Genomic DNA, 21,904 nt, shown 5'->3' with positions numbered 1-21,904 from the left:
CAATAAATGCTTTTTGTATCTTTTTTCGTTACACTTAGTCTATTATCCTTTTTCTACAAAAAAAAAGAAGAACAGTACTGTTCTTCCATTGTAATCGCTTTTCTGCTCTCTATGCCACTTGTTTTTCTTGCTCCATTTTTTGCTTAGCTGGCGTTCGATTTACCACAATAATTCCCGCGGCTACACACGCTAAACCGAATAGCACAAATGAATGAATTGCTTCACCTAAAATCATGCTCGATAATAATACACCAAATACGGGTATAAAGAACATATACATAGATACTTTTCCAACCTTGTTGTATTTCATAATTGTATTCCAAATGCAAAAACCAGCTGCAGATAAGAAAGATAAATAAATCAGCATAAGTAGTGCATGTAGACTAAATGTAAATGGCATTACTCCAACTTGTAAAGCCCCTATACATAATAATCCTATAGAACCAAACATCATTTGGTATGCTGTCATATAGCCAACATCTAATGTTTTACTACCTTCTTTTGCTAATATGTTTCCATATGAATACAGCATTGCTGCACTAAGAAGTAACAAGCTTCCGATTCCAAAATGAAATGATAAGCTACCATCACTCGGCACATTTACTAAAATGACGCCACAAAAACCAATCGATACCCCAATTATTTTTCTCATATTGAGGGCATCATCTTTATATAAAAAATGGGCGAGTAAAATTTGAAAGAATGATGATGTCCCTGAAATGATAGCTCCTTCAATTCCCGAACTATAACTCATTCCAATATAAAAACAGATATATTGAAGAAACGTTTGGAATAAACCAATTTGTATTAACTGTTTCCCCGTTCCTTTTTTGAAGCTCATATCTTTTCCTAACATTTTAAAGAATAATAAGAGCATGACTCCAGATAAAAGGAAACGATAACCGGCAAATAATATTTGCTCTCCAACTTCTTGTGGTTGAATTCCAAGTTCAACATAACTTAATTTAATAAAAGGAAATGCGCTTCCCCATAAAAAAGTTGCTACTATCGCAGCAATAAATACGCCAATCGGATGGGTAAAAAATTTCTCTGTCTTCACTTGTTGTCTTCCTTTCCGATCTTTTATGAACAATATTCATATATACCAGAGGAATTGCGAAAACACAAGTTTTCCGTTTATACTTGAAACAAAACCGTACCATCTCATAAAAACATATGATATACTATAGAATAATTACAACATAATAACTATTAAAAACAGATTCAACAGAAATGCTGCTATCCATTATGGATGGCAGCTTTCGTCGTTTTATAGGGGTTTCGATTTTGATTATTTTTCTCAATAAGAATTCGGAAGGAGCGAGTAGTAATGAACTCAGAAGTAAAAACGTTACACGCAAAAGAAACAATTTCTCATCCCTCTCTATGGGACACATTAAAAAAACATTATGAACTTGTATTTGCAGTAGCATCTGGTATTTTTATTTTAGTTGGTTGGTTATTCACAAAGAACGATGCAATGAATGTAGGTATTACTTGCTATATCCTTGCTTATATAGTTGGTGGATATGCAAAAGCGAAAGAAGGAATTGAAGATACGATTGAAGAAAAAGAGCTAAATGTTGAAATGCTAATGCTCTTTGCAGCTATTGGTGCTGCAATTATTGGCTATTGGGCAGAAGGGGCTATTTTAATCTTCATCTTTGCGCTCAGCGGTGCTATGGAATCTTATACGTTAAGTAAGAGCCAAAAAGAAATTTCCGCTCTTCTTGACTTACAACCTGAAGAAGCATTACGTATTTCCACCGGAACTGAGGAACGTGTTCCTGTTGGAGAGTTACAAATTAACGACATTATTTTAATTAAACCAGGTGAACGTGTTCCTGCTGACGGTACAATTCATAACGGTGAAACAAATATCGATGAGGCAGCAATCACAGGAGAACCTATTCCAAATGAGAAAAGACATGGCGATGAAGTATTTGCCGGTACTGTAAATTTACGTGGTGCTATCGAAGTTAAAATTACGAAGCCGAGCGATCAAACATTATTCCAAAAGATTATCCGTCTCGTCCAAAGTGCACAAAGTGAAAAATCACCATCACAACTATTCATCGAAAAGTTTGAAGGAACATACGTAAAAGGTGTACTACTCGTTGTTGCGCTTATGATGTTCGTTCCTCATTTCTTACTTGACTGGAGCTGGAATGAAACGTTTTATCGCGCTATGATCTTACTTGTAGTCGCATCTCCTTGTGCACTCGTTGCTGCCATTACACCAGCAACGTTATCTGCAATTTCTAACGGAGCGAGAAATGGGATTCTCTTTAAAGGTGGCGTACATTTAGAACGTCTCGCTTCAGTAAAAGCAATCGCCTTTGATAAAACAGGTACATTAACGGAAGGTAAACCTACCGTAACAGATATATATGTTCGAGAAAATATAACAGAAAAAGAAGTACTTTCTATTACAGCATCCATTGAAAGTCACTCTACACATCCTTTAGCTGAATCTATTGTTAAATATGCACAACATGCGTACGACATTACATTAAAAAAACCAGAAAAGGTTGAAGATGTAACTGGTTTTGGGCTAAAAGGAATATTGGAAAACACTGCTTATAAAATAGGTAAAGCTGATTTTATCGGTGAAGAAACCAAAACATTTCATAATGGTATTTCTGCCTCACTTGAAAAGGAAGGTAAAACTGTCGTTTATATTAGTGATGAAGGAGGCATTCTTGGACTTATCGCTTTAAAAGATACGCTTCGCCAAGAAACAATAGTTGCTATTCGTGAATTGCAAAGCATTGGTGTCGAAGCAATTATGATTACTGGTGATAATGAAGAAACGGCAAAAGCTATTGCCTCTGAAAGTAATATAAAAGAATATTACGCATCATGTTTACCAGAAACAAAAGTTGAAACGATTAAAAAGTTAAAAGAAAAATACGGTACAGTAGCAATGGTCGGAGACGGTATAAATGATGCACCTGCACTAGCTACTGCTAGCATTGGTGTCGCAATGGGAGAAGGAACAGATGTAGCTTTAGAAACTGCGGATGTTGTACTGATGAAAAACGAACTATCTCGTCTTTCTCAAGCGATCCGTCTATCAAAACGAATGAACCGTATTGTGAAGCAAAACGTAATCTTTTCGCTAGCCGTTATTGCCATGCTAATTTGTTCAAACTTCTTGCAATTTTTAGCTCTTCCATTCGGTGTTATTGGCCATGAAGGAAGTACGATTCTTGTCATTTTGAATGGCTTACGATTATTAAAAGGAAGCAAATAAAGTGAAACTTTAATCAGTGGGGGTTTTCTTCATCCCCCACTGATTATCAGCCCTCACCAATCGGACTTTTATGGGCAGCCCGACCCCCACCTAACTTCTTTGCTTTCGCTGAATTTTGAGGTGGGGGTCTTACTGCCCATTAAAAAAAACGGGTCCCTCATAGAGGACCCGTTTTTTTTAATGGTAGCTATTATGTCCGTTCGCACTACTACTCGTTTTATGCTTAGGATGCGAACTGCTCTTTTGTTTATTGTTATTTTTATTGTTGTGATTCTTTTTATTATTACTCATGAAATATCCCCCCTATTCCCTATTATTATGGAACAAGAGGTCATTTTTCATTACGGGAATTATTGTCACCCGTTCTATAATGATGGAGTAAACCATTAATTTCACCGCCAAGTAAAATTACCCATCCAGTTAAGTAAAACCATAACATTAAAATAATAATACCACCGAGACCACCATATGTATTGGCGTAATTCGCAAACTTATCTACATAATAAGCAAATGAGTACGATACCACAATCCATCCTACAGTAGCAAATAACGCCCCTGAAATAACTTCTCTTCTTTTTAACTTTCGATCTGGGGCAAATGTATATAAGAAACTAAACAAAGCAAATAGCACGAAGAAACTCGCTACTAATCGTGTAATGCTCCATACGAAAGAAAAACTATCTGATAAACCGAGTGCTTTAAACACTGCTGCTCCAATAACTTGTCCGAATACCGGAACAATTAACGCAAAGACAATCATAAAAATAATAGCTAATGTAAACACAATTGATAACGCTCTTGTTGTAATAAAAGAACGTGTTTCTTTCACGTCATAAGCGCGGTTAAAAGCATTCATAACCGCATTAACACCATTTGAGGCAAACCATAACATGGATAATAAACCAAATGATAATAAACCACCATTTTGCTGGTTTACAACTTTATCTACATTTACCTCAATTAAGTTCATTGCATCATCTGGTACATAAACCTCTAATAAACTAAGCACATCCTCTGTTTGAATGGGAATAAATCCAAGAAGCGTAATTAAGAAAACGAGCCCAGGAAAAATCGCAAGCAAGAAGAAATAAGCGAGCTGTGCTGCCAAGCCCGCTACATCATCGCGCATCGTCCGGTCATATAAATCTTTACCAAACGAATAAGTACGATTTCTTCTCACCTTTTCTAAAATTTTTCTCATATATGTTTAAACGCTTTTCTTCTCTTCTTTATCTTGCTTTAACTCAATGTACGCTTCAGTTTTTTTTTCCACTGCATTTGAGTCTTTCATAAATAATTCACGCGCTTCTTTCATACCACCATCTTCAGCAACTACTGGCTCTTCTTCTGCTTTTAGCTCATCTACCTTTGGAGATACAGCTTGAATTTCAATCGTTTCTGGCTTTTCTTCTGGCTCAACTTTTTTCTTACTAAAAATTTCTTTCGTTTCTTTTAACGTCTCTACAACAGATGGCGTTAATTTTTTAATTTCTGCTACTTTCGCTTTTACCACATTGAAATCAGCAAGTTCGCGTCCTTTATCTGTAACAGTTTGCACTTTTTCTTTAATCTTTGCATTTTCACCAATTTCAATCATCTTTGTTTTTGCTTTTTCTGCTGTATTTTTTACTTTTTCACGGTTTTCTTTCTTTAACATGGATACAGCTACACCTGCCGCTACACCAATCGCAATGTTTCGAGCAATATTATTTTTCTTTGCCATATTCCTTCACCCTTTCATTTCTTATGTTAGAAAGTATTTCTTTCTAAGCTTCCTCATATTCCTTGTTCATTTCGAATGAAAGCTAATAGCTTTGCACACCCTTCTGTTACAAGGTCATATACTTCTTGGAAATTCCCTGTATAGTAAGGGTCAGGAACGTCTGTCCAGCCACCGTCTGGAACAAAGTCGGACAGCCTACCAATATAGCCTCCAGTTTTACCTAAACTTTTTAAATCTGCTATATTCTTGTTGTCCATGGCAATAATATAATCAAACTTTGTTAAGTCTTCTTTTTCTACTTGCCTTGCTTTAATTCCTTCAAAAGTGACTGCATTTTCTTTTAAAATTTTTTGTGTTCCTTTATGTGGCGGATGGCCAACATGCCAATCTCCAGTTCCTGCAGAATCAATGACAATTTTCTCTTTAAGTCCCTCTTTTACGACAAGATCTCGAAAAATCGCTTCTGCCATCGGAGAACGGCAAATGTTCCCAAGACAAACAAACAATACTTGAACCATATTTTTGTTTCTTCCTTTCTTGGTGCATTTGTTTATATATACTTATAGTATAAACAACCAATTAGTGAATATAAAGGAAATCCCTACTAATTTAATGGGATTGAAAAGATTCATTAACGAAAATGATAAAAAATGTTAAGATAGCCTTATGTTATTTTAAAGGGGGACACTTCGGTGGATTTATCCGTAAAGTCAGAAGAAAACGTTGAATATATGGTCGAAGCTATTAAAGAAAAATTACGTATGGTTAATGCTGGAGCGATGAGAGCTGCTAGTTTTAACGAAGAAATGTACGAAGATTTACGTGACATTTATGATCATGTTATGAAACGTGAAACATTCAGCATTAGTGAAATGCAAGCTATTACAGAAGAATTAGGTACATTAATTAAAAAGTAAAAAAGCCTCTCTTATATGAGGCTCTTTTTTATTTCCAACAAATTCATGACAACTCATCTCTTTCCCTCAACCAACTGTAAAATATTGTACAATAGAAGTAGAACCTCATCTTAGATTTATTCTCCATACATACTACTCACAAATAATAGCAACACTACCATTGCTAACTGTTTTTACTGGAGGTGCTTACTTATGAGCAATTGGTACAGTAAGACGAAAAATCAAATATTAATTGACCTAGAAACAAACGAACAACACGGTTTAACAGATGAGATTGTAAGTGAACGTTTAAAGCAATACGGTTCTAATGAATTAGCTACAAAACAAAAACGCACTTTATGGCAGCGTATTTTCGCCCAAATTAATGACGTCCTCGTATATGTCCTTATTATTGCTGCCCTTATTTCTGCCTTTGTAGGTGAATGGGCGGATGCCAGTATTATCGCGCTCGTTGTAGTTTTAAATGCTGTTATCGGTGTTGTCCAAGAATCGAAAGCAGAACAAGCTTTAGAGGCATTGAAAAAGATGGCAACACCTAAAGCTATCGTCAAGAGAAATGGTGAACTAAAAGAAATTCCATCTGAGCACGTCGTTCCAGGGGATATCGTTATGCTCGACGCTGGACGATATATCCCATGCGATTTACGCCTTATCGAAACCGCAAATTTAAAAGTTGAAGAATCTGCTCTAACTGGTGAATCTGTCCCTGTTGATAAAGATGCAATCTACCACCCTTCCATGCAAAGTGATGAGCAAGTACCACTCGGCGACCAAAAAAACATGGCATTTATGTCTACTCTTGTAACATACGGAAGAGGCGTCGGTGTTGCTGTTGAAACTGGGATGAACTCACAAATTGGTAAGATTGCTACCCTTTTACATGAAGCAGACGATGATATGACACCACTTCAAAAAAGCTTAGCACAAGTTGGAAAATATTTAGGCTTTGTCGCTGTAGCTATTTGTATCGTTATGTTTCTCATCGGTTTTTTACAAGGCCGGGATACATTAGAAATGTTTATGACTGCTATTAGTTTAGCTGTTGCAGCTATTCCAGAAGGCTTGCCAGCTATCGTTTCCATCGTTCTTGCAATTGGTGTGCAACGTATGATTAAACAAAACGTTATCATTCGGAAACTACCAGCTGTTGAAGCCCTCGGTTCTGTCACAATTATTTGTTCAGATAAAACAGGTACGTTAACGCAAAATAAAATGACCGTTACTCACTTTTATAGTGATAACACATACGATCGCTTAGAAAGTTTAAATGTAAATAATGATGCGCAACGTCTATTGTTAGAAAATATGGTGCTATGTAATGATGCGTCTTACAATAACGAATCACAAACGGGAGACCCGACTGAAATTGCACTTCTCGTTGCTGGAACCACTTTTAACATGCAAAAAGATCATTTAGAAAAAATACATGAACGTGTTAACGAAGTACCTTTTGATTCAGATCGTAAAATGATGTCAACCGTACATATGTACAATGAAAGTTACTATAGCATGACGAAAGGCGCTATTGATAAACTCTTACCTCGATGTACCCATATTTTTAAAAACGGCAAAATCGAGATTTTAACTGATTCTGATAAAAATCAAATATTAGAAGCTGCCGGATCAATGTCTCAAGAAGCTTTAAGAGTACTTTCATTCGCATTTAAACAATACGATTCAAACGATGTGGATATAAATCATCTTGAAGAAAATCTTATCTTTATTGGTCTTGTCGGTATGATTGATCCACCACGAACTGAAGTGAAAGATTCAATTAAAGAATGTAAAAAAGCCGGTATTCGCACAGTTATGATTACTGGTGACCATAAAGATACCGCCTTTGCAATTGCCAAAGAACTTGGCATTGCTGAAGAAATATCGGAAATTATGATTGGAACTGAATTAGATAACATTTCTGATACAGAACTAGCTAACAAAATTAATCATTTAAATGTATTCGCTAGAGTCTCTCCAGAGCATAAAGTGAAAATTGTAAAGGCATTACGCGCAAAAGGAAATATCGTTTCTATGACTGGTGATGGTGTCAATGATGCACCATCTTTAAAGCAAGCTGATGTTGGCGTAGCGATGGGCATTACAGGAACAGACGTTGCAAAAGGGGCAGCAGATGTCGTGTTAACAGATGATAATTTCTCATCTATCGTGAAAGCCGTTGAAGAAGGTAGAAATATTTATCGCAACATAAAAAAATCAATTCTCTTCCTACTCTCTTGTAACTTCGGAGAAATTATCGCTTTATTTTTAGCCATTTTACTCGGCTGGGCGACACCACTACGACCTATTCACATTTTGTGGGTGAATTTAATTACAGATACACTGCCTGCATTATCACTTGGGGTTGATCCTGAAGACCCAGATGTGATGAAGGAAAAACCACGACATGCGAAAGAAAGCTTATTTAGCGGCAGCGTTCCTTTCCTAATTTTCAATGGAGTTGTCATTGGACTTTTAACGCTAATAGCTTTTATCGCCGGAGCAAAATTCTATACTGGAGATACAAATTTATTCCCTCTTTTCCCAGAGCAAATTGATGACGATGCTCTATTACATGCTCAAACGATGGCATTTGTCGTTCTTAGTTTTTCTCAGCTCGTTCATTCATTTAACTTGCGTTCAAGAACAAAATCGATTTTTTCAATTGGGATCTTTACAAATAAATATTTAGTCTTCTCCCTCCTTATCGGTGTTCTTATGCAAGTTTGTATCATCTCCATCCCGCCCCTTGCAAATATATTCGGTGTACATGCATTAACGATGCGAGATTGGGGATTTGTTCTCTTATTAAGTATCATTCCGCTTGTTGTGAATGAAATCATTAAATTAGTGAAGAAAAACTAAAAGGCAATGAGGACTATTCCTCATTGCCTTTTCATTTACCCTTGTAATTCTTTTTTGATATTCTCTGTTAATGTAGCCATACGCTTACGGCTTTCTTCACGCTCACGTTTGTTTTGCTCTTCAATTTGTTGTGTTTCTTGCATACCTCTTGAAATAATGTTCCAAGTTTCCTCAAGTGTTTCCATCTTAATACTAGAAGAACCCGATAATCTCGCTACTTCTACACTTTGCGTTGCGATATTTTGTGCATTTTTCTTAAGTAATTCATTTGTACGGCGATCAAGTTCAGCCATAGAATCTGCAACAAGCTTTTGACGTTTGGCATTTACCGCTTGAATGATACCATTTTTAAAGATAGGAATCGTCGTAATAAATGCTGTATTGATTTTACCAATTAATTTATTATTACCACGTTGAATCATACGAATTTGTGGTGCTGTAAGTAACGCAACCATACGAGCTTTTTCTAAATCATCAATACGTTGCTCTAAAATTTCAACCGAGTTTTTAAGCGACTCTAATTCAATACCTGCTAATTGATCATTATTACGCACGCGCTCTTCATACATCGGAACTAACTCTGTATTTAAACGCTCTAACAACATTTCTCCTGCTACTACGTATTTTTCTAAGTCTAAATAATATTTTAAGTTTTGCTCATATAAACCATCTAACGTACCAATTGATTTTTTCATTTCATCTTGATACTTCGTAATTTCGACATACACTTTATCAATTTCACGGCCCATCGTTTGATACTTGCTAAAGATTTGTTCAATCATTTTATCCGCTTTTTTGAACATACGTGAGAAGAAACCACTTTTCTCTTCCGCAAAGTCTTTACTATCAAATCTGTCCATAATTTTACCAAGTTGCTTTAACAATTCACCAGAATCTTCTATTTTTGATAATGACATTGTATGTAAAATTTGATCAGCAAAACGTGAAATTTCCATAGAAGGTTCTTTTCCAAGTTCAATTAATTCCAGTTGGTCTTTAATATCTACTGCATTATAAATACGTTGCACATCTGCATCTTGTCTAAGTTGCAAGCGAACATCTTGTGCGGTTTGCTCATTCAATTCAGTTTTCGAATCTAGTACGACTGGGTTATTCATATGGTATTCTCCCTTTCCTTATAAAAATGGACGAAATAGTCCTTTTATTGTTTGTGATAAATTTTTATAGGCTGATGAACCATGAAACTCAAGATCGAAATTAACTTCTTCAAGCCAATGAGAATCAAATGCTCCCGCTTCAACATACGGTTCAATATCGTTTCTTCCTGTTGGATTGAAGTGGAATACATCTACTCCTATTTGATTTAAAAATAGTAATAAAACAGCGTCAGAACGAGTTAATTCTCCACTCTTCTCATTATTAAATATAACAATTTTTGGTACATCTTGTGAATAATCAAATTTCTCAAGCTGTTCTAAAATATTCGGTGGTATTTGAGAAAGTTGTGCGAAAACATATAGCGCTACATCTTGTTTCGTCTCTTTTGCAATTGGTTTACACATTTCACTTTCGCACGTATGGATAATCGCCTCTGCAATCCCATGTTGTAAACCTTCCGGTAAACGCTTATGCGGCCACCAATGGCTATTCATAATTAAATCAGGATGTAATTTCCCAGCTCGGTCCAATGCATCTCGATAATGATATTGGAAGTTTGCTTTTTGCTCTTTCGTAAATGGGAATGTATTAATTAGTAAACTATTATCAAATGATGTAACAGCCTTTAATCGTTGAAAATATTCTTTATCATTCTTTGAAACACCTGATATTTTCGCAAATAAAGAAGGGATATAAATATGTTTATTTTCAACAAAGAATGTTGGACGTACAAATGCCTTTTCTTTCGTAATTAAAAAGAGTTCATCATATGTCGTTTTTAACGTACGTGCTACAGGTGTATACGAACGGAATTGCCACGGTTTATATAATAGTGAATTATCGTGGTGAAGTACTTGTTCAATTTCTTTCGAAGCTTGATATGCTACTGTTGCAACACGCTCACGTCGACGATCAGGGAACGGTTCAAGCGAAATGCGACTTGAATGAGATACAACAAAAGTTCTTCCCTCTTCATCAATATTTTCAAATCCATCTTTTCCTTCGGGGTGATAATAAAGCACATCACAACCGAGCATAATAAGAAAATATAAGAAATATATACGGCTTTCCTGTGCATCACCATACCAAACGATACGCGGCATTTGTTTCTTATAATTAATCGTAGAAAACCACTTCGCTACGTAATTTTCACTTAGTTTAATTATGTCGATTAAGAAACGACGGAAGCCTTCTGTCTTTAACGACTGATTATGTTGCTTCTCATATAATTTCAATAGTGAAATAAACGTCGTATGTATGTAATGCTGTAAATCAGGATTGTCTACTTTCGGTAAAAGTTGTTTCCCAGATAAGTGTGCAACTAACCTATTTACTGTCAGACCATTGGGTGCTTCTTGATGTAATCCGAACACTTCTTGAATATGACGAAGCTTTTCTGAATCAATCACTTTGTTTAAATTTTGTTCGTGTAAAACTTCGATTCCTTTCGCTTCACTATAATCAAACAATTCATTAAAATATTCATCTACATCATTAGGAACGCCAAGGATTCGACATGCTATATAACTAAATTTCATCTCATTCTCTGTCAGCTCATATTGTGGACGTTTTTCTAAAAGCATTTCAAATTGCTTTAAATCTGATTCATCTTTTAATGCATATGGTTGAAGTGTAAAACGTGAAAACACAACAGTTCACCTCCAAAAACATTTACGTTTTTTCTAAGTCCTTCTTATATTATAAACTATTTTTGGTTATAAAAAATGGGCGCTCGCAAAACGAGCAAACCCATTTCAATTATTTATTGTCTTCTTTAGTAGCTGCAACTTCTTCTTTAGCTTGTCCAGAATTCTTCATGTAGTGAATTATAAATGTTGCTCCAAATGCTACAACTAAAATAATGAAGAACAGTGTATGACTAATATGAATATCAATTAGAGACAATAGCATTTTCGATGCGATAATTAAGATTAAAATATATGCTGTTGTTTCAAGCTCTGGAATACGCTCTAACAATTTTAAGAATACACCAGCGATACCACGCATCATTAAAATACCGAGCATTCCGCCTAATAATAGAATCCAAACTTCATTAGATACACCAAATGCAGCAAGTACGCTATCTACAGAGAACGCGATATCCATTAATTCAACCATCGCAACTGTTCCCCAGAAGACACCGAACATTCTAAAGAGAATACTATTTTGATTCATACCGTGAGCTTCGTCTTCTTCACTTGCACCTTTACGCTTATCAATAAAGTATTTTACTGATAACCAAGCAAGGTAAAGTGCACCAAGAAGTTTTACCCACCATAATTTAATTAAGAACATTCCGATTCCAATCGCAATAAAGCGGAATACATAAGCTCCAATAAGTCCATAGAATAATGCTTTTTTACGTTTCTCTTCCGGAAGGTGTTTTACCATTACTGCTAATACAAGTGCGTTATCAGCAGATAACAACCCTTCAAGTACAACAAGTGTACCAATTAATCCCCAAGATACTGGATCCTGCAACACTTTAATCCACATGTCCAAGTCAAAAAACTGAGCATACGTATCAAGGATTCCTTGCAAAATACTCATCTTACCTATATCCCCTATTCTTTGCTAGATTTATAGAAAGGTCAAAAAAAGGAAACGAATGTCGTTTCCTTTCTATGCATCCAAGCCATACGCTCTTACAAGCGCACCTAAACCACCTTGGAATCCACTTCCTACTGCATTAAACTTCCACTGTCCATTATGACGGTATAATTCACAAAAGACAACTGCTGTTTCGATGGAGAAATCTTCCCCTAAATCAAAACGAAGAACTTCTTCATTCGTTTCTTCATTCGCTAAACGAACGAACGCATTTCCTACTTGTCCAAAGTTTTGACTACGGCCTTCTGCATCATAAATCGTAACTGTAATAGCAATTTTGTGCACATCTGCTGGAACTTTCTTCAAATCTACAACAAGTTGCTCATCGTCACCTTCACCTTCACCTGTGCGGTTATCTCCTGTATGTAGAACAGATCCACAAGGAGACTGTAAATTATTATAGAAGATAAAATCAGTTTCCTTCGTACATTTTCCGTTCGCATCTAATAGGAATGCTGATGCATCTAAATCGAAATCTGATCCACCGTCGTAAGATTTAATATCCCACCCAAGACCAATTACTGCTTTTGTTAAACCAGGGCTTGTCTTACCTAAATCAATCTTCTGTCCTTTTTGCAATTGAATAACCATTTATATTCACCTCTATATTTTAATCTTAAAAAATATATCCATCAGTAAACATCTGTTTTATCGATGGATATATCAATCTATTACTCTACATCTAAACCGAAATTATTACATAGAGACGCTAATCCACCTTGGAATCCACTTCCGATTGCATTGAACTTCCATTCACCTGCATGACGGTATAGTTCACCTACTACTACCGCTGTTTCAATAGAGAAATCTTCTCCTAAATCGTAACGAATTAATTCTGCATTCTTTTCTTCATCTAAAATACGTACGAAAGAGTTAGAAACTTGTCCGAAGTTTTGGCTGCGTCCTTCTCCATCGTAAATTGTGATAGTGAAACAAATACGTTCGATATGTGCAGGTACATTTTTTAAATCTACTTTAATCGATTCGTCATCGCCTTCACCTTCACCAGTTCGGTTATCTCCTAAATGCTCTACAGCACCATTTGCACCTTTTGGGTTATTATAGAAGACGAAATCCTCTGCACCTGAAACTTTACCGTTAGCACCTACTAAGAAAATACTAACATCTAAATCGAAATCGTTTTGTCCGTCATAACGATTCGTATCCCAACCAAGTCCTACAAGAACTTTTGAAAGACCTGGATTCGTTTTTGTTAAGTCTACCTTTTGTCCTTTTTTCAATGAAATTGATGCCATACACAATTCCTCCTCGGTTTATTTTATTGATAACGTGATACAATCTCACTTAAGTTTTTATCTTGTGTACCTTCTCCAACAGCTGAGAATTTCCATTCACTTCCGTGGCGATACATTTCACCTGCAATTAGAGTCGTTTTGCCAGCATAATTATCCGATAAATTATAGCGTGCTAATTCTTCACCAGTTTGCGGATTTTGAATACGAATATATGCATTACGAATCATCCCGAAATCTTGACGACGATTTACACAGTCATAAATATTTACAACGAATACTAAACGATTAATACGGCTCGGAACTTTATGTAATTCTACGAAAATTGTTTCGTCATCACCAGCGCCTTCGCCTGTTAAATTATCTCCTGAATGAATAATACTACCACAAGTAGAAAGTTTATTTCCGAAGTAAACTAAATCATTTTTGTTTAAAAAACGATCTCCTTCTAACATAACAACAGATGCATCACAATCTACATTTGGTTTACTTCCAAATAATGAAGACAGAAATCCACCTGATTGCCCAATTGGATCCCAGCCTAAGCCAACCTGTAGTTTTGCTACTTTTGGTTGTCCTTTCGTTAAATCGATCTTTTGACCTTTTTCTAAAATAATAGGCATGAAGTTTCTCCCTCTCTACAAAGCATTTTCCAAATCGGAAAATATTGTATTCTTCTCTTATATTGTAGCATTATTTACCTAGCGATAAAAAGGATAAATTCTCAGTTATATGAAAACATTCATATAATTTACTTATGATGATGTAAGAAGTGGTAAATAGCACCAATCATTCCTGCACAATTACCGTTTTGTGCAAGTTCAATCTCACAATTATTATAAATCTCTTGATTTAAATATTTACTGACCTCTTCTTTTACTTCTTTTAAAAACTTATTTCCTCTATCGGTAATTCCTCCACCAATAATAATCGTTTCTGGATTGAAAATATAAGCAAGATTACTAATTCCGATTGCCAAATGTCTAAAGAAAATCCCAACTGCTTGAGCAACTTCTCTATCTCCTTTATCATACAACTCAAAAATTGTTCTCCCATTCCACTCACCTTTGCCTTTATACTTTCTGACAAGACGAATTAATCCTGAAATCGAGGCAACCTCTTCAAACGTTTTTCCTTCTATTAACATATTCCCCCATTCACCAGCACTAAATGAATTTCCTCGGTACAATTCTCCATCTATAAAAATCGCTCCCCCAATCCCTGTTCCGAGGGTGAGCATAATAAAATTCTCTTTCTCTCTTCCACTACCATTCCATTTTTCTCCAAACGCTGCACAATTCACATCATTGTCAATCGATACTGAAACTTTTAATATCTCTTGCAATCTATCAATTATAGGAATAGTACTATATCCTGGAATATGATCCGCACCTCCCGTCACAATTCCTTTGTTAATATCAACAATTCCCGCAGTGCTAATACCAATTCCTACAATAGTATGTTCATTCATTATTTTTTTGGATACATATATAAGTTTTTGAATAATTTGTTCTCCACCTAAATGAATTTCTGTTGGAACTGTTTGATGCTTTCGTACTGTTCCTGTTTCTGAAACAATCCCATATTTAATTTGTGTACCACCAACATCAAATGCAATATATTCTTTCATCTGCTGTCACTTCCTCTATTATAATGAGTCTGAAACTCCCCACGCTCTACTTATTATAAAAAATTTACACTAACTCTTTTCTCTCTTTAGAAATACTCCACCTTTTTCTATATATAGTTTTTTTTGTATAAAACTCTTTTTCCTAAGAAATATTACAAAGGGATGTATTTTAGATGGAATATTAATTTCTTAGGAGGAAAACCATGACGAAAATCTTCATTTTAGCCTCAACACTCTCTTTATCTTTTTTTAGCGGTTTAAATATCGGTAATGCAGCAACAGAAAACTTCTCTCCAGCAATAAACGCAATTGTACAAAATAACGATCATTTAGTAGAAGGTAACTCGAAAGATAATAATAAACCACCAGGAAACGGTGGTTCTCAGGACGATAGTGGTTCTGGCGGCAATGGTTCTGGTGACAACAGCTCTAGCGACAATGGTTCCGGCGGTAACGGTTCTGGTGGTAACGGCTCTGGTGGCAGTGGTTCTGGTGGTAACAGTTCTGGTGGCAGTGGTTCTGGCGGCAATGACTCTGGTGACAACGGTTCTGGCGGCAGTGGCTCTGGCGGCAATGGTTCTGGTGGTAACAGTTCTGGTGGCAGTGGTTCTGGCGGCAGTGACTCTGGTGACAACGGTTCTGGCGGCAATGGTTCTGATAGCAATGGTTCTGGTGGTAACGGTTCTGGTGGCAATGGTTCTGGCGGCAATGGCTCTGGTAGCAATGGTTCTGGTGGTAACGGTTCTGGTGGCAATAGCTCTGGTGGCAATGGTTATGGTAGCAATAGCTCTGGTGGCAACGGTTCTGGTGGCAATAGCTCTGGTGGCAATGGTTCTGGTAGCAATGGCTCTGGTGGCAATGGCTCTGGTGACAATGGTTCTAGTGGTAGCGGTTCTGATGGCAGTGGCTCTCAAGGTGGCAACCGTGTTAAAGGCGATAGTAATTCTCAGGGTGGCAACGGTTCTCAAGGTGGTAATGTAAAAGATAATACGAAAAAACAAGGTGATAAATTACCGAATACAGCAACACATTATCCTACATCTATTTTAATGGGACTTTCAACATTCCTAATCGGTATGTTACTATTTATTCGCCGTAAAAACGTAAAATAAGAACAACATCCTTCCATCTAAATAACACATGAAATAATGTATAAAACTAAAAAGGACTTTGGATTGTATTTTATTATGCAGTCCAAAGTCCTTTTTATCACCTATCAGAAAAAGTATTAATACGCTTTTCCCCAATACACCATTTGTTTAGCGTCTTTACCACAACAAATACATTCTTCAGCTAAATGCTCTTGCTCAAAAGGCATACAACGTGAAGATACTCCAACTTCTTCTTTTAGTTTCTCTTCACAAGTTAATTCTCCGCACCACATTGCCTTAATAAATCCTTGTTTTTCGTCAGCTATTTTTTTCATCTCTTCGAAATTTGTCGCAACATACGTATTTTCATCACGAAATACTTTTGCTTTATTAAATAAAGAAATATGAATTTCTTCAAGTAATGCTGGAATACGTTCTTCTAATTGATCCATTGGTACAAACTCTTTTTCCTTCGTATCTCTTCTTACAAGTACAACTTGTTTCTTTTCAATATCTTTAGGGCCAACTTCTAATCGAATTGGAATCCCCTTCATTTCATACTCATTAAATTTCCAGCCTGGTGTTTTATTACTAGCATCTATTTTTACTCGTGCAACCTTTTGAATATGTGCTTGTAACTCTGTTGCTTTTGCTAAAACTCCTTCTTTATGCTGAGCAATTGGTACAATAACAACTTGCACTGGAGCGACTTTTGGTGGCATTACAAGTCCATTATTATCACTATGAACCATTATTAGCCCGCCTATCATTCTTGTTGATACACCCCAAGATGTTTGGTGCACATATTGCCACTTACCGTTACGATCTAAAAACTTAATATCAAATGCTTCTGAGAAATTCGTCCCAAAGTTATGAGAGGTTCCTGTTTGAAGTGCTTTTCCATCATGCATTAAACTTTCAATTGTATAAGTTGCCTTTGCTCCAGCAAACTTCTCTTTTTCTGTTTTTTGTCCTTTAATAACTGGTATTGCTAAATAATCCTCACAGAAAGAAGCATATAAGTTTAAAATATTTAATGTTTCAGCCTGCGATTCTTCTGCCGTTTCATGGATTGTATGACCCTCTTGCCATAAAAATTCAGTCGTACGAAGGAACGGCCTAGTTGTCTTCTCCCAACGAACTACTGAACACCACTGATTATATAACTTTGGCAAATCATTATAGGATTGCACAATTTTTGAAAAGTGCTCACAGAATAAAGTTTCAGATGTAGGACGTACACAAAGTCTTTCCGCTAACTTTTCATCTCCACCATGCGTAACCCATGCTACTTCAGGAGCAAATCCTTCAACATGATCCTTCTCTTTTTGCAATAAACTCTCTGGGATAAACATTGGCATATATACATTTTCATGGCCAGTTCCTTTTAACTTCTCATCCATCACCTTCTGCATATTCTCCCATAAGGCATAACCATACGGACGTAAAATCATGCACCCTTTTACACTTGAATAATCAACAAGTTCGGCTTTTTTTACAATATCGGTATACCACTGCGCAAAGTCCTCTTCCATCTTCGTAATGGCTTGCACTTGTTCTTTTGCCATAGTCAGTCTTCCTCCTTCTAGAAAATACAAAAAAGCCCGCATCCCTAAATAGGGACCGAGCTTTGCCGGCGTTACCACCCTGATTCATGCACAAAAATTGCGCATGCTCTCTTTTTGATAACGGGAAATTCCCGCTGCATATGCAGAACTCAAAGGCAGGTTCCATATTACCTTTTTAAGAATCTTTCAGCCTGACGGATTCTCTCTCTGCTAAAAAGGTTGAACATGTACTAATCCTTTTTCATCGTTATAACGAAATAAATTTGTTGATTATCATAATACAAATTCTTTTTTTAAACAATAGCTAATTTTCTTATTTTTATATATTCTTTTCATTTTTTGCAGTTTTATACGTAGCTTTTCCGCGTAATTTTCACAAGTTGATGTGCAATCATACCGATAAGTGTACCAAGTAGGACGAAGAAACCAATAAATCCATATCCCATTCCTTCCCACCCACCAATGACCATCATTGTAACAGGAAAGGACGCTAAACAAAGAAGTATTAAACTAAGTGCAAATATAATATCAAACTGTTTGTCTGGAAACCGTTTCTTTAGTAAATATGAAATAGCAAATACAAGGATAATTGTGATTCCGCCAATGATGTAAAAGATACCAAATCCATCTAACCAATCCATAGTGTTTCCTCCTTCCATAGATTCCCTTATACTTAATTATATGTTTAATTTTTCTGAAAATAAATAATAAATTTTCACCTAAAAATATATTTTTATTACTAGGTATTAATAGTAATATATGATAATAGGTTTTATATAATCAGGAGGGAACTTTATGGATAAAGCATTAACAAACCACGTCATTATTTTATCATTCGACTGTTTATCAGCTTTAGATTTTCCTATACTACAAAAACTACCTCATTTCCAATCTCTAATAAAAAAGGGCACGATTGTCGAAAAAGTAGAACCAATTTATCCTTCTGTAACATATCCAAGCCACTCAACAATCGTAACTGGTAATTACCCTAACAAGCACGGTGTTGTTAGCAATACGTTACTTCAACCAGGGCGTGAATCACCTGATTGGCATTGGTATCGAAAATCAATAAAAGGAACAACATTGTATGATGAAGCGCGCAAAGCAAATTTAACGACAGCTGCCCTTCTATGGCCTGTTACTGGAAGAGCGAACATCGATTACAATTTACCAGAAATTTTTCCAAATAGACCTTGGCAAAATCAAGTGTTAGTTTCCTTATTTAGCGGTAGCCCGCTATATCAATTAGATTTAAATCGTCGTTTCGGCCATATAAGAAATGGTTTATCACAACCAGAGCTGGATGATTTCGTCCTCGCCTCTGCTGTGCATACAATCCAGACGAAAAAGCCTAATGTCATGTTCGTACATTTCACCGATCTAGACACGCAAAGACACTATCACGGCTTTGAATCTAACGAAACAATAGCTGCTATCCAGAGGCACGACGGACGTCTAGGGAAAATTATTCAAGCACTAAAAGAAAGTGACCTATACGAAGAAAGTACAATTATTGCCCTTGGTGATCATAGCGCTTTAAGTGAAAACAAATCCATCCAATTAAATGTGCTATTCCATCAAAGAGGACTTATATCTCTTAATAAAAAAGGAAAATTAGTAGACTGGAAAGCCTATTGCCAAAGTTGCGACGGCTCTGCCTATGTATATGTAAAGGACAAAAATGATACGGATACAATTCGGGAGGTACAACTACTCCTTGAAGAACTACTTCAAAATAAACAAAACGGAATTGAATTTATACTTCATGATGAAGCTGCCAAAGACTGCGGTGCAGACGGTAATTGTTTATTCATGTTAGAAGCACGAGAAGGGTATTATTTCACTGAAAACTATACAGGAGATTTTATAAAAGAAATTACTGAAAAAGATGTTACGCCTAGTAAAAAATATACATTTGGTACGCATGGATACTCTCCAACAAAACCTAACTATGAAACAATTTTTATCGCTGCTGGGAAAGGAATAAAAAGTGGCGTTACCGTCCCGTATATGAGACTTATTGATGAAGGTCCAACTATCGCTAGACTACTCGGTTTACACTTAGGTGAAACAGACGGAGCAATTGTAGAGGATTTACTCCAATTGTAAAGAACTGTGTATATATGTAAAAGTTATGTAAAATTCATCACTGTTTCTCTTTTTATAATTTTTATTTTTGTACACTGTTAGTAAAACAAATTTAAGGGGGAACATTATATGAAAAAAATGTCCAGACAAGAAAAAAGCTGGATATTATACGATTGGGCGAACTCGGTATATTCGCTCGTCATTACAACTGCATTATTTCCAATTTACTTTAAAGCAGCTGCAAAAGAAGCTGGACTATCCGGGGCAACTTCAACAGCATATTGGGGATATGCAAACTCGTTCGCAACACTTTTAATTTCTATACTTGCTCCTATTCTCGGCACAGTTGCTGATTATAAAGGATTTAAAAAACGATTTTTCACATTCTTCTTTGGACTCGGTATCGTATTTACAAGTATGTTAGCAGTCGTTCCAACATCTCAGTGGTACTTATTATTAGGATGCTATATGCTCGCCTTAGTCGGTTTTGCTGGAGCAAACATTTTTTATGATGCATTTTTAGTAGATGTCACTTCTGAAGATAGAATGGACCGAATTTCTACAAGAGGATTTGCATTAGGTTATATCGGGAGTACAATTCCTTTTATCGGTTGTATCGCTCTTATTATTCTTTCTCAAAAAGGAACTATCCCTTTATCTGTTGGTATTGCTAGTCAAATTTCATTTGCGATAACAGCTCTTTGGTGGGGGTTATTTACAATTCCAATGCTAAAAAACGTAGAGCAAACGCACTATATTGAACGTCACCCTAGACCAATTACAATGAGCTTCAAACGCCTTGCTGCTACTTTTAAAAATATTAAAGAATATAAAACTGTATTTATGTTTCTAATCGCTTACTTTTTCTATATTGACGGAGTCGATACAATTATTACTATGTCTACCGCTTACGGAACCGATCTCGGTATTAGTGCAACTAATCTATTAATCATATTATTTGTAACACAAATTGTCGCTTGTCCATTTGCTTTATTATACGGAAAATTATCAGCAACATTCACAGGTAAAAAAATGCTATATGTCGGTATCATTATTTATATCATCATTTGCATATATGCTTATTTCTTAAAAACGACACTTGATTTTTGGATTTTAGCAATGTTAGTTGCTACATCTCAAGGTGGTATTCAAGCACTAAGTCGTTCATACTTTGCAAAACTAGTACCAAAAGAATCTGCTAATGAATTCTTCGGATTTTATAATATATTTGGGAAGTTTGCCGCAATTATGGGTCCGGTATTAGTCGGTGTTACAACGCAATTAACAGGAAAAACAAACGCTGGTGTTCTTAGTATTATTGTTCTGTTTATTATAGGAGGATTCTTACTAACTAGAGTTCCAGAAAATAACACATCCGTTACACCACCTAGTCAAAAGACTAAAACGCTATAAGAAAAGATCCTCTTCTCATAAGAAGAGAATCTTTTTTATTTTTAAAGGTGCGCCTTATAATGAACGACTCTACTGCTTGTACAAAAATAATTTATCAACAGTTGTTCCTAATACTTCAGCTAAACGGAATGCTAACGCTAAACTTGGATCATATTTATTATTCTCAATTGCATTTATCGTTTGTCTAGAAACCTTACATTTATCAGCTAATGCGCCTTGTGAAATATTATTTTCAGTGCGTAATTCATAGATTTGATTTTTCACACCATTGCTCCTAACCTGTAAAATCGTTTTTACAACATCAGTATATAATTGGCTCATATAGTTGTCAAAAGTTCCTCAAAGAAAAAGGGAGCAATATTGCTCCCTTACAATAG

General features: G+C 35.9%; 20 protein-coding genes and 1 other annotated feature. Of the genes, 6 read left to right on the top strand and 14 right to left on the bottom strand.

All coding sequences use genetic code 11. The annotated features are described in order from the left end of the window. Positions 1-109 precede the first annotated feature (109 nt). Positions 110-1,060: a DMT family transporter gene (locus BAQ53_RS02080; protein ID WP_000845712.1), complete on the bottom strand. Its 951-nt coding sequence runs from the start codon at positions 1,058-1,060 to the stop codon at positions 110-112. A gap of 270 nt (positions 1,061-1,330) precedes the next feature. Here BAQ53_RS02080 and BAQ53_RS02075 point away from each other — a divergent pair, with 270 nt between their 5' ends. Beyond that, the gene (locus BAQ53_RS02075) at positions 1,331-3,256 is read left to right on the top strand and encodes a heavy metal translocating P-type ATPase (RefSeq protein WP_001083756.1); all 1,926 of its coding nucleotides are present in this window, start codon (positions 1,331-1,333) and stop codon (positions 3,254-3,256) included. Between the two features lie 331 nt (positions 3,257-3,587). Here BAQ53_RS02075 and BAQ53_RS02070 read toward each other — a convergent pair whose 3' ends face one another. Genes BAQ53_RS02070 through BAQ53_RS02060 form a run of 3 tightly spaced genes read right to left on the bottom strand, consistent with a single transcriptional unit; the run spans position 3,588 to position 5,497 of the window. Next, positions 3,588-4,457 (bottom strand): YihY/virulence factor BrkB family protein, encoded by an 870-nt coding sequence (locus tag BAQ53_RS02070; protein WP_001226537.1) that lies wholly within the window; start codon positions 4,455-4,457, stop codon positions 3,588-3,590. A 6-nt stretch (positions 4,458-4,463) separates the two neighbouring features. Beyond that, on the bottom strand, positions 4,464-4,979 hold the full coding sequence (locus tag BAQ53_RS02065; RefSeq protein WP_001085388.1) for a DUF4075 domain-containing protein: 516 nt from the start codon (positions 4,977-4,979) through the stop codon (positions 4,464-4,466). Between the two features lie 53 nt (positions 4,980-5,032). Continuing rightward, positions 5,033-5,497: a low molecular weight protein-tyrosine-phosphatase gene (locus BAQ53_RS02060; protein ID WP_000250913.1), complete on the bottom strand. Its 465-nt coding sequence runs from the start codon at positions 5,495-5,497 to the stop codon at positions 5,033-5,035. 174 nt (positions 5,498-5,671) lie between these two features. Here BAQ53_RS02060 and BAQ53_RS02055 point away from each other — a divergent pair, with 174 nt between their 5' ends. Together BAQ53_RS02055 and BAQ53_RS02050 are read left to right on the top strand one after the other, a co-directional pair. Continuing rightward, a complete protein-coding gene (locus BAQ53_RS02055; RefSeq protein WP_000366196.1) occupies positions 5,672-5,896 on the top strand; it encodes a DUF1128 domain-containing protein in 225 nt (74 codons plus the stop codon). A gap of 192 nt (positions 5,897-6,088) precedes the next feature. After that, positions 6,089-8,755 carry a cation-translocating P-type ATPase gene (locus BAQ53_RS02050; protein ID WP_000073728.1) on the top strand — a complete coding sequence of 889 codons (2,667 nt, stop codon included), beginning with the start codon at positions 6,089-6,091 and terminating at the stop codon, positions 8,753-8,755. 35 nt (positions 8,756-8,790) lie between these two features. On the opposite strand, the gene BAQ53_RS02045 is transcribed toward BAQ53_RS02050, so the two are convergent. From BAQ53_RS02045 to BAQ53_RS02015, 7 genes are all read right to left on the bottom strand, one after another. Beyond that, a complete protein-coding gene (locus BAQ53_RS02045) occupies positions 8,791-9,873 on the bottom strand; it encodes a toxic anion resistance protein (RefSeq protein ID WP_001064413.1) in 1,083 nt (360 codons plus the stop codon). A gap of 18 nt (positions 9,874-9,891) precedes the next feature. Continuing rightward, on the bottom strand, positions 9,892-11,523 hold the full coding sequence (locus tag BAQ53_RS02040; protein WP_000492849.1) for a YceG family protein: 1,632 nt from the start codon (positions 11,521-11,523) through the stop codon (positions 9,892-9,894). Between the two features lie 109 nt (positions 11,524-11,632). Further along, positions 11,633-12,424: a TerC family protein gene (locus tag BAQ53_RS02035; RefSeq protein WP_000025705.1), complete on the bottom strand. Its 792-nt coding sequence runs from the start codon at positions 12,422-12,424 to the stop codon at positions 11,633-11,635. A gap of 72 nt (positions 12,425-12,496) precedes the next feature. Beyond that, positions 12,497-13,075: a TerD family protein gene (locus BAQ53_RS02030; RefSeq protein ID WP_000236649.1), complete on the bottom strand. Its 579-nt coding sequence runs from the start codon at positions 13,073-13,075 to the stop codon at positions 12,497-12,499. A gap of 80 nt (positions 13,076-13,155) precedes the next feature. Further along, a complete protein-coding gene (locus tag BAQ53_RS02025; protein WP_000146731.1) occupies positions 13,156-13,740 on the bottom strand; it encodes a TerD family protein in 585 nt (194 codons plus the stop codon). Positions 13,741-13,763: 23 nt separating this feature from the next. Further along, complete coding sequence (locus BAQ53_RS02020) at positions 13,764-14,360, bottom strand: TerD family protein (RefSeq protein WP_001121586.1); 597 nt, start codon at positions 14,358-14,360, stop codon at positions 13,764-13,766. A 128-nt stretch (positions 14,361-14,488) separates the two neighbouring features. Further along, positions 14,489-15,367 (bottom strand): ROK family protein, encoded by an 879-nt coding sequence (locus BAQ53_RS02015; protein ID WP_000666141.1) that lies wholly within the window; start codon positions 15,365-15,367, stop codon positions 14,489-14,491. A gap of 203 nt (positions 15,368-15,570) precedes the next feature. Between BAQ53_RS02015 and BAQ53_RS02010 the strand changes: the two genes are divergently transcribed. After that, on the top strand, positions 15,571-16,479 hold the full coding sequence (locus BAQ53_RS02010; RefSeq protein ID WP_208906451.1) for an LPXTG cell wall anchor domain-containing protein: 909 nt from the start codon (positions 15,571-15,573) through the stop codon (positions 16,477-16,479). Between the two features lie 116 nt (positions 16,480-16,595). Here BAQ53_RS02010 and proS read toward each other — a convergent pair whose 3' ends face one another. Both proS and BAQ53_RS02000 read right to left on the bottom strand, forming a co-directional pair. Beyond that, positions 16,596-18,026, bottom strand: coding sequence for a proline--tRNA ligase (proS, locus tag BAQ53_RS02005; protein WP_001040993.1), 1,431 nt, complete (start codon positions 18,024-18,026; stop codon positions 16,596-16,598). 47 nt (positions 18,027-18,073) lie between these two features. Continuing rightward, positions 18,074-18,280 (bottom strand) — a binding site (T-box leader). A gap of 93 nt (positions 18,281-18,373) precedes the next feature. After that, the gene (locus BAQ53_RS02000) at positions 18,374-18,667 is read right to left on the bottom strand and encodes a YesK-like family protein (protein ID WP_000383853.1); all 294 of its coding nucleotides are present in this window, start codon (positions 18,665-18,667) and stop codon (positions 18,374-18,376) included. Positions 18,668-18,821: 154 nt separating this feature from the next. Here BAQ53_RS02000 and BAQ53_RS01995 point away from each other — a divergent pair, with 154 nt between their 5' ends. Both BAQ53_RS01995 and BAQ53_RS01990 read left to right on the top strand, forming a co-directional pair. Continuing rightward, the gene (locus BAQ53_RS01995; RefSeq protein ID WP_074593395.1) at positions 18,822-20,135 is read left to right on the top strand and encodes an alkaline phosphatase family protein; all 1,314 of its coding nucleotides are present in this window, start codon (positions 18,822-18,824) and stop codon (positions 20,133-20,135) included. 108 nt (positions 20,136-20,243) lie between these two features. Next, on the top strand, positions 20,244-21,527 hold the full coding sequence (locus BAQ53_RS01990; RefSeq protein WP_000738827.1) for an MFS transporter: 1,284 nt from the start codon (positions 20,244-20,246) through the stop codon (positions 21,525-21,527). Positions 21,528-21,596: 69 nt separating this feature from the next. Here BAQ53_RS01990 and BAQ53_RS01985 read toward each other — a convergent pair whose 3' ends face one another. Next, positions 21,597-21,848 carry a helix-turn-helix transcriptional regulator gene (locus BAQ53_RS01985; RefSeq protein WP_002023181.1) on the bottom strand — a complete coding sequence of 84 codons (252 nt, stop codon included), beginning with the start codon at positions 21,846-21,848 and terminating at the stop codon, positions 21,597-21,599. Positions 21,849-21,904 lie beyond the last annotated feature (56 nt).

It is taken from the genome of Bacillus sp. B25(2016b) (assembly GCF_001679765.1).
Taxonomy (GTDB): Bacteria; Bacillota; Bacilli; order Bacillales; family Bacillaceae_G; genus Bacillus_A; species Bacillus_A thuringiensis_K.
The sequence above is the reverse complement of the archived record's forward strand: the minus strand, read 5'-3'. Positions and strand labels throughout refer to the sequence as shown.

What these genes read in the sequence shown, in the direction of transcription:
- BAQ53_RS02075 (WP_001083756.1), top strand. Translation starts at nt 1,331, where the DNA reads ATGAACTCAGAAGTAAAAACGTTACACGCAAAAGAAACAATTTCTCAT.
- BAQ53_RS02070 (WP_001226537.1), bottom strand. Translation starts at nt 4,457, where the DNA reads ATGAGAAAAATTTTAGAAAAGGTGAGAAGAAATCGTACTTATTCGTTT.
- BAQ53_RS02065 (WP_001085388.1), bottom strand. Translation starts at nt 4,979, where the DNA reads ATGGCAAAGAAAAATAATATTGCTCGAAACATTGCGATTGGTGTAGCG.
- BAQ53_RS02060 (WP_000250913.1), bottom strand. Translation starts at nt 5,497, where the DNA reads ATGGTTCAAGTATTGTTTGTTTGTCTTGGGAACATTTGCCGTTCTCCG.
- BAQ53_RS02050 (WP_000073728.1), top strand. Translation starts at nt 6,089, where the DNA reads ATGAGCAATTGGTACAGTAAGACGAAAAATCAAATATTAATTGACCTA.
- BAQ53_RS02045 (WP_001064413.1), bottom strand. Translation starts at nt 9,873, where the DNA reads ATGAATAACCCAGTCGTACTAGATTCGAAAACTGAATTGAATGAGCAA.
- BAQ53_RS02035 (WP_000025705.1), bottom strand. Translation starts at nt 12,424, where the DNA reads ATGAGTATTTTGCAAGGAATCCTTGATACGTATGCTCAGTTTTTTGAC.
- BAQ53_RS02030 (WP_000236649.1), bottom strand. Translation starts at nt 13,075, where the DNA reads ATGGTTATTCAATTGCAAAAAGGACAGAAGATTGATTTAGGTAAGACA.
- BAQ53_RS02025 (WP_000146731.1), bottom strand. Translation starts at nt 13,740, where the DNA reads ATGGCATCAATTTCATTGAAAAAAGGACAAAAGGTAGACTTAACAAAA.
- BAQ53_RS02020 (WP_001121586.1), bottom strand. Translation starts at nt 14,360, where the DNA reads ATGCCTATTATTTTAGAAAAAGGTCAAAAGATCGATTTAACGAAAGGA.
- BAQ53_RS02015 (WP_000666141.1), bottom strand. Translation starts at nt 15,367, where the DNA reads ATGAAAGAATATATTGCATTTGATGTTGGTGGTACACAAATTAAATAT.
- BAQ53_RS02010 (WP_208906451.1), top strand. Translation starts at nt 15,571, where the DNA reads ATGACGAAAATCTTCATTTTAGCCTCAACACTCTCTTTATCTTTTTTT.
- proS (WP_001040993.1), bottom strand. Translation starts at nt 18,026, where the DNA reads ATGGCAAAAGAACAAGTGCAAGCCATTACGAAGATGGAAGAGGACTTT.
- BAQ53_RS02000 (WP_000383853.1), bottom strand. Translation starts at nt 18,667, where the DNA reads ATGGATTGGTTAGATGGATTTGGTATCTTTTACATCATTGGCGGAATC.
- BAQ53_RS01995 (WP_074593395.1), top strand. Translation starts at nt 18,822, where the DNA reads ATGGATAAAGCATTAACAAACCACGTCATTATTTTATCATTCGACTGT.
- BAQ53_RS01990 (WP_000738827.1), top strand. Translation starts at nt 20,244, where the DNA reads ATGAAAAAAATGTCCAGACAAGAAAAAAGCTGGATATTATACGATTGG.
- BAQ53_RS01985 (WP_002023181.1), bottom strand. Translation starts at nt 21,848, where the DNA reads ATGAGCCAATTATATACTGATGTTGTAAAAACGATTTTACAGGTTAGG.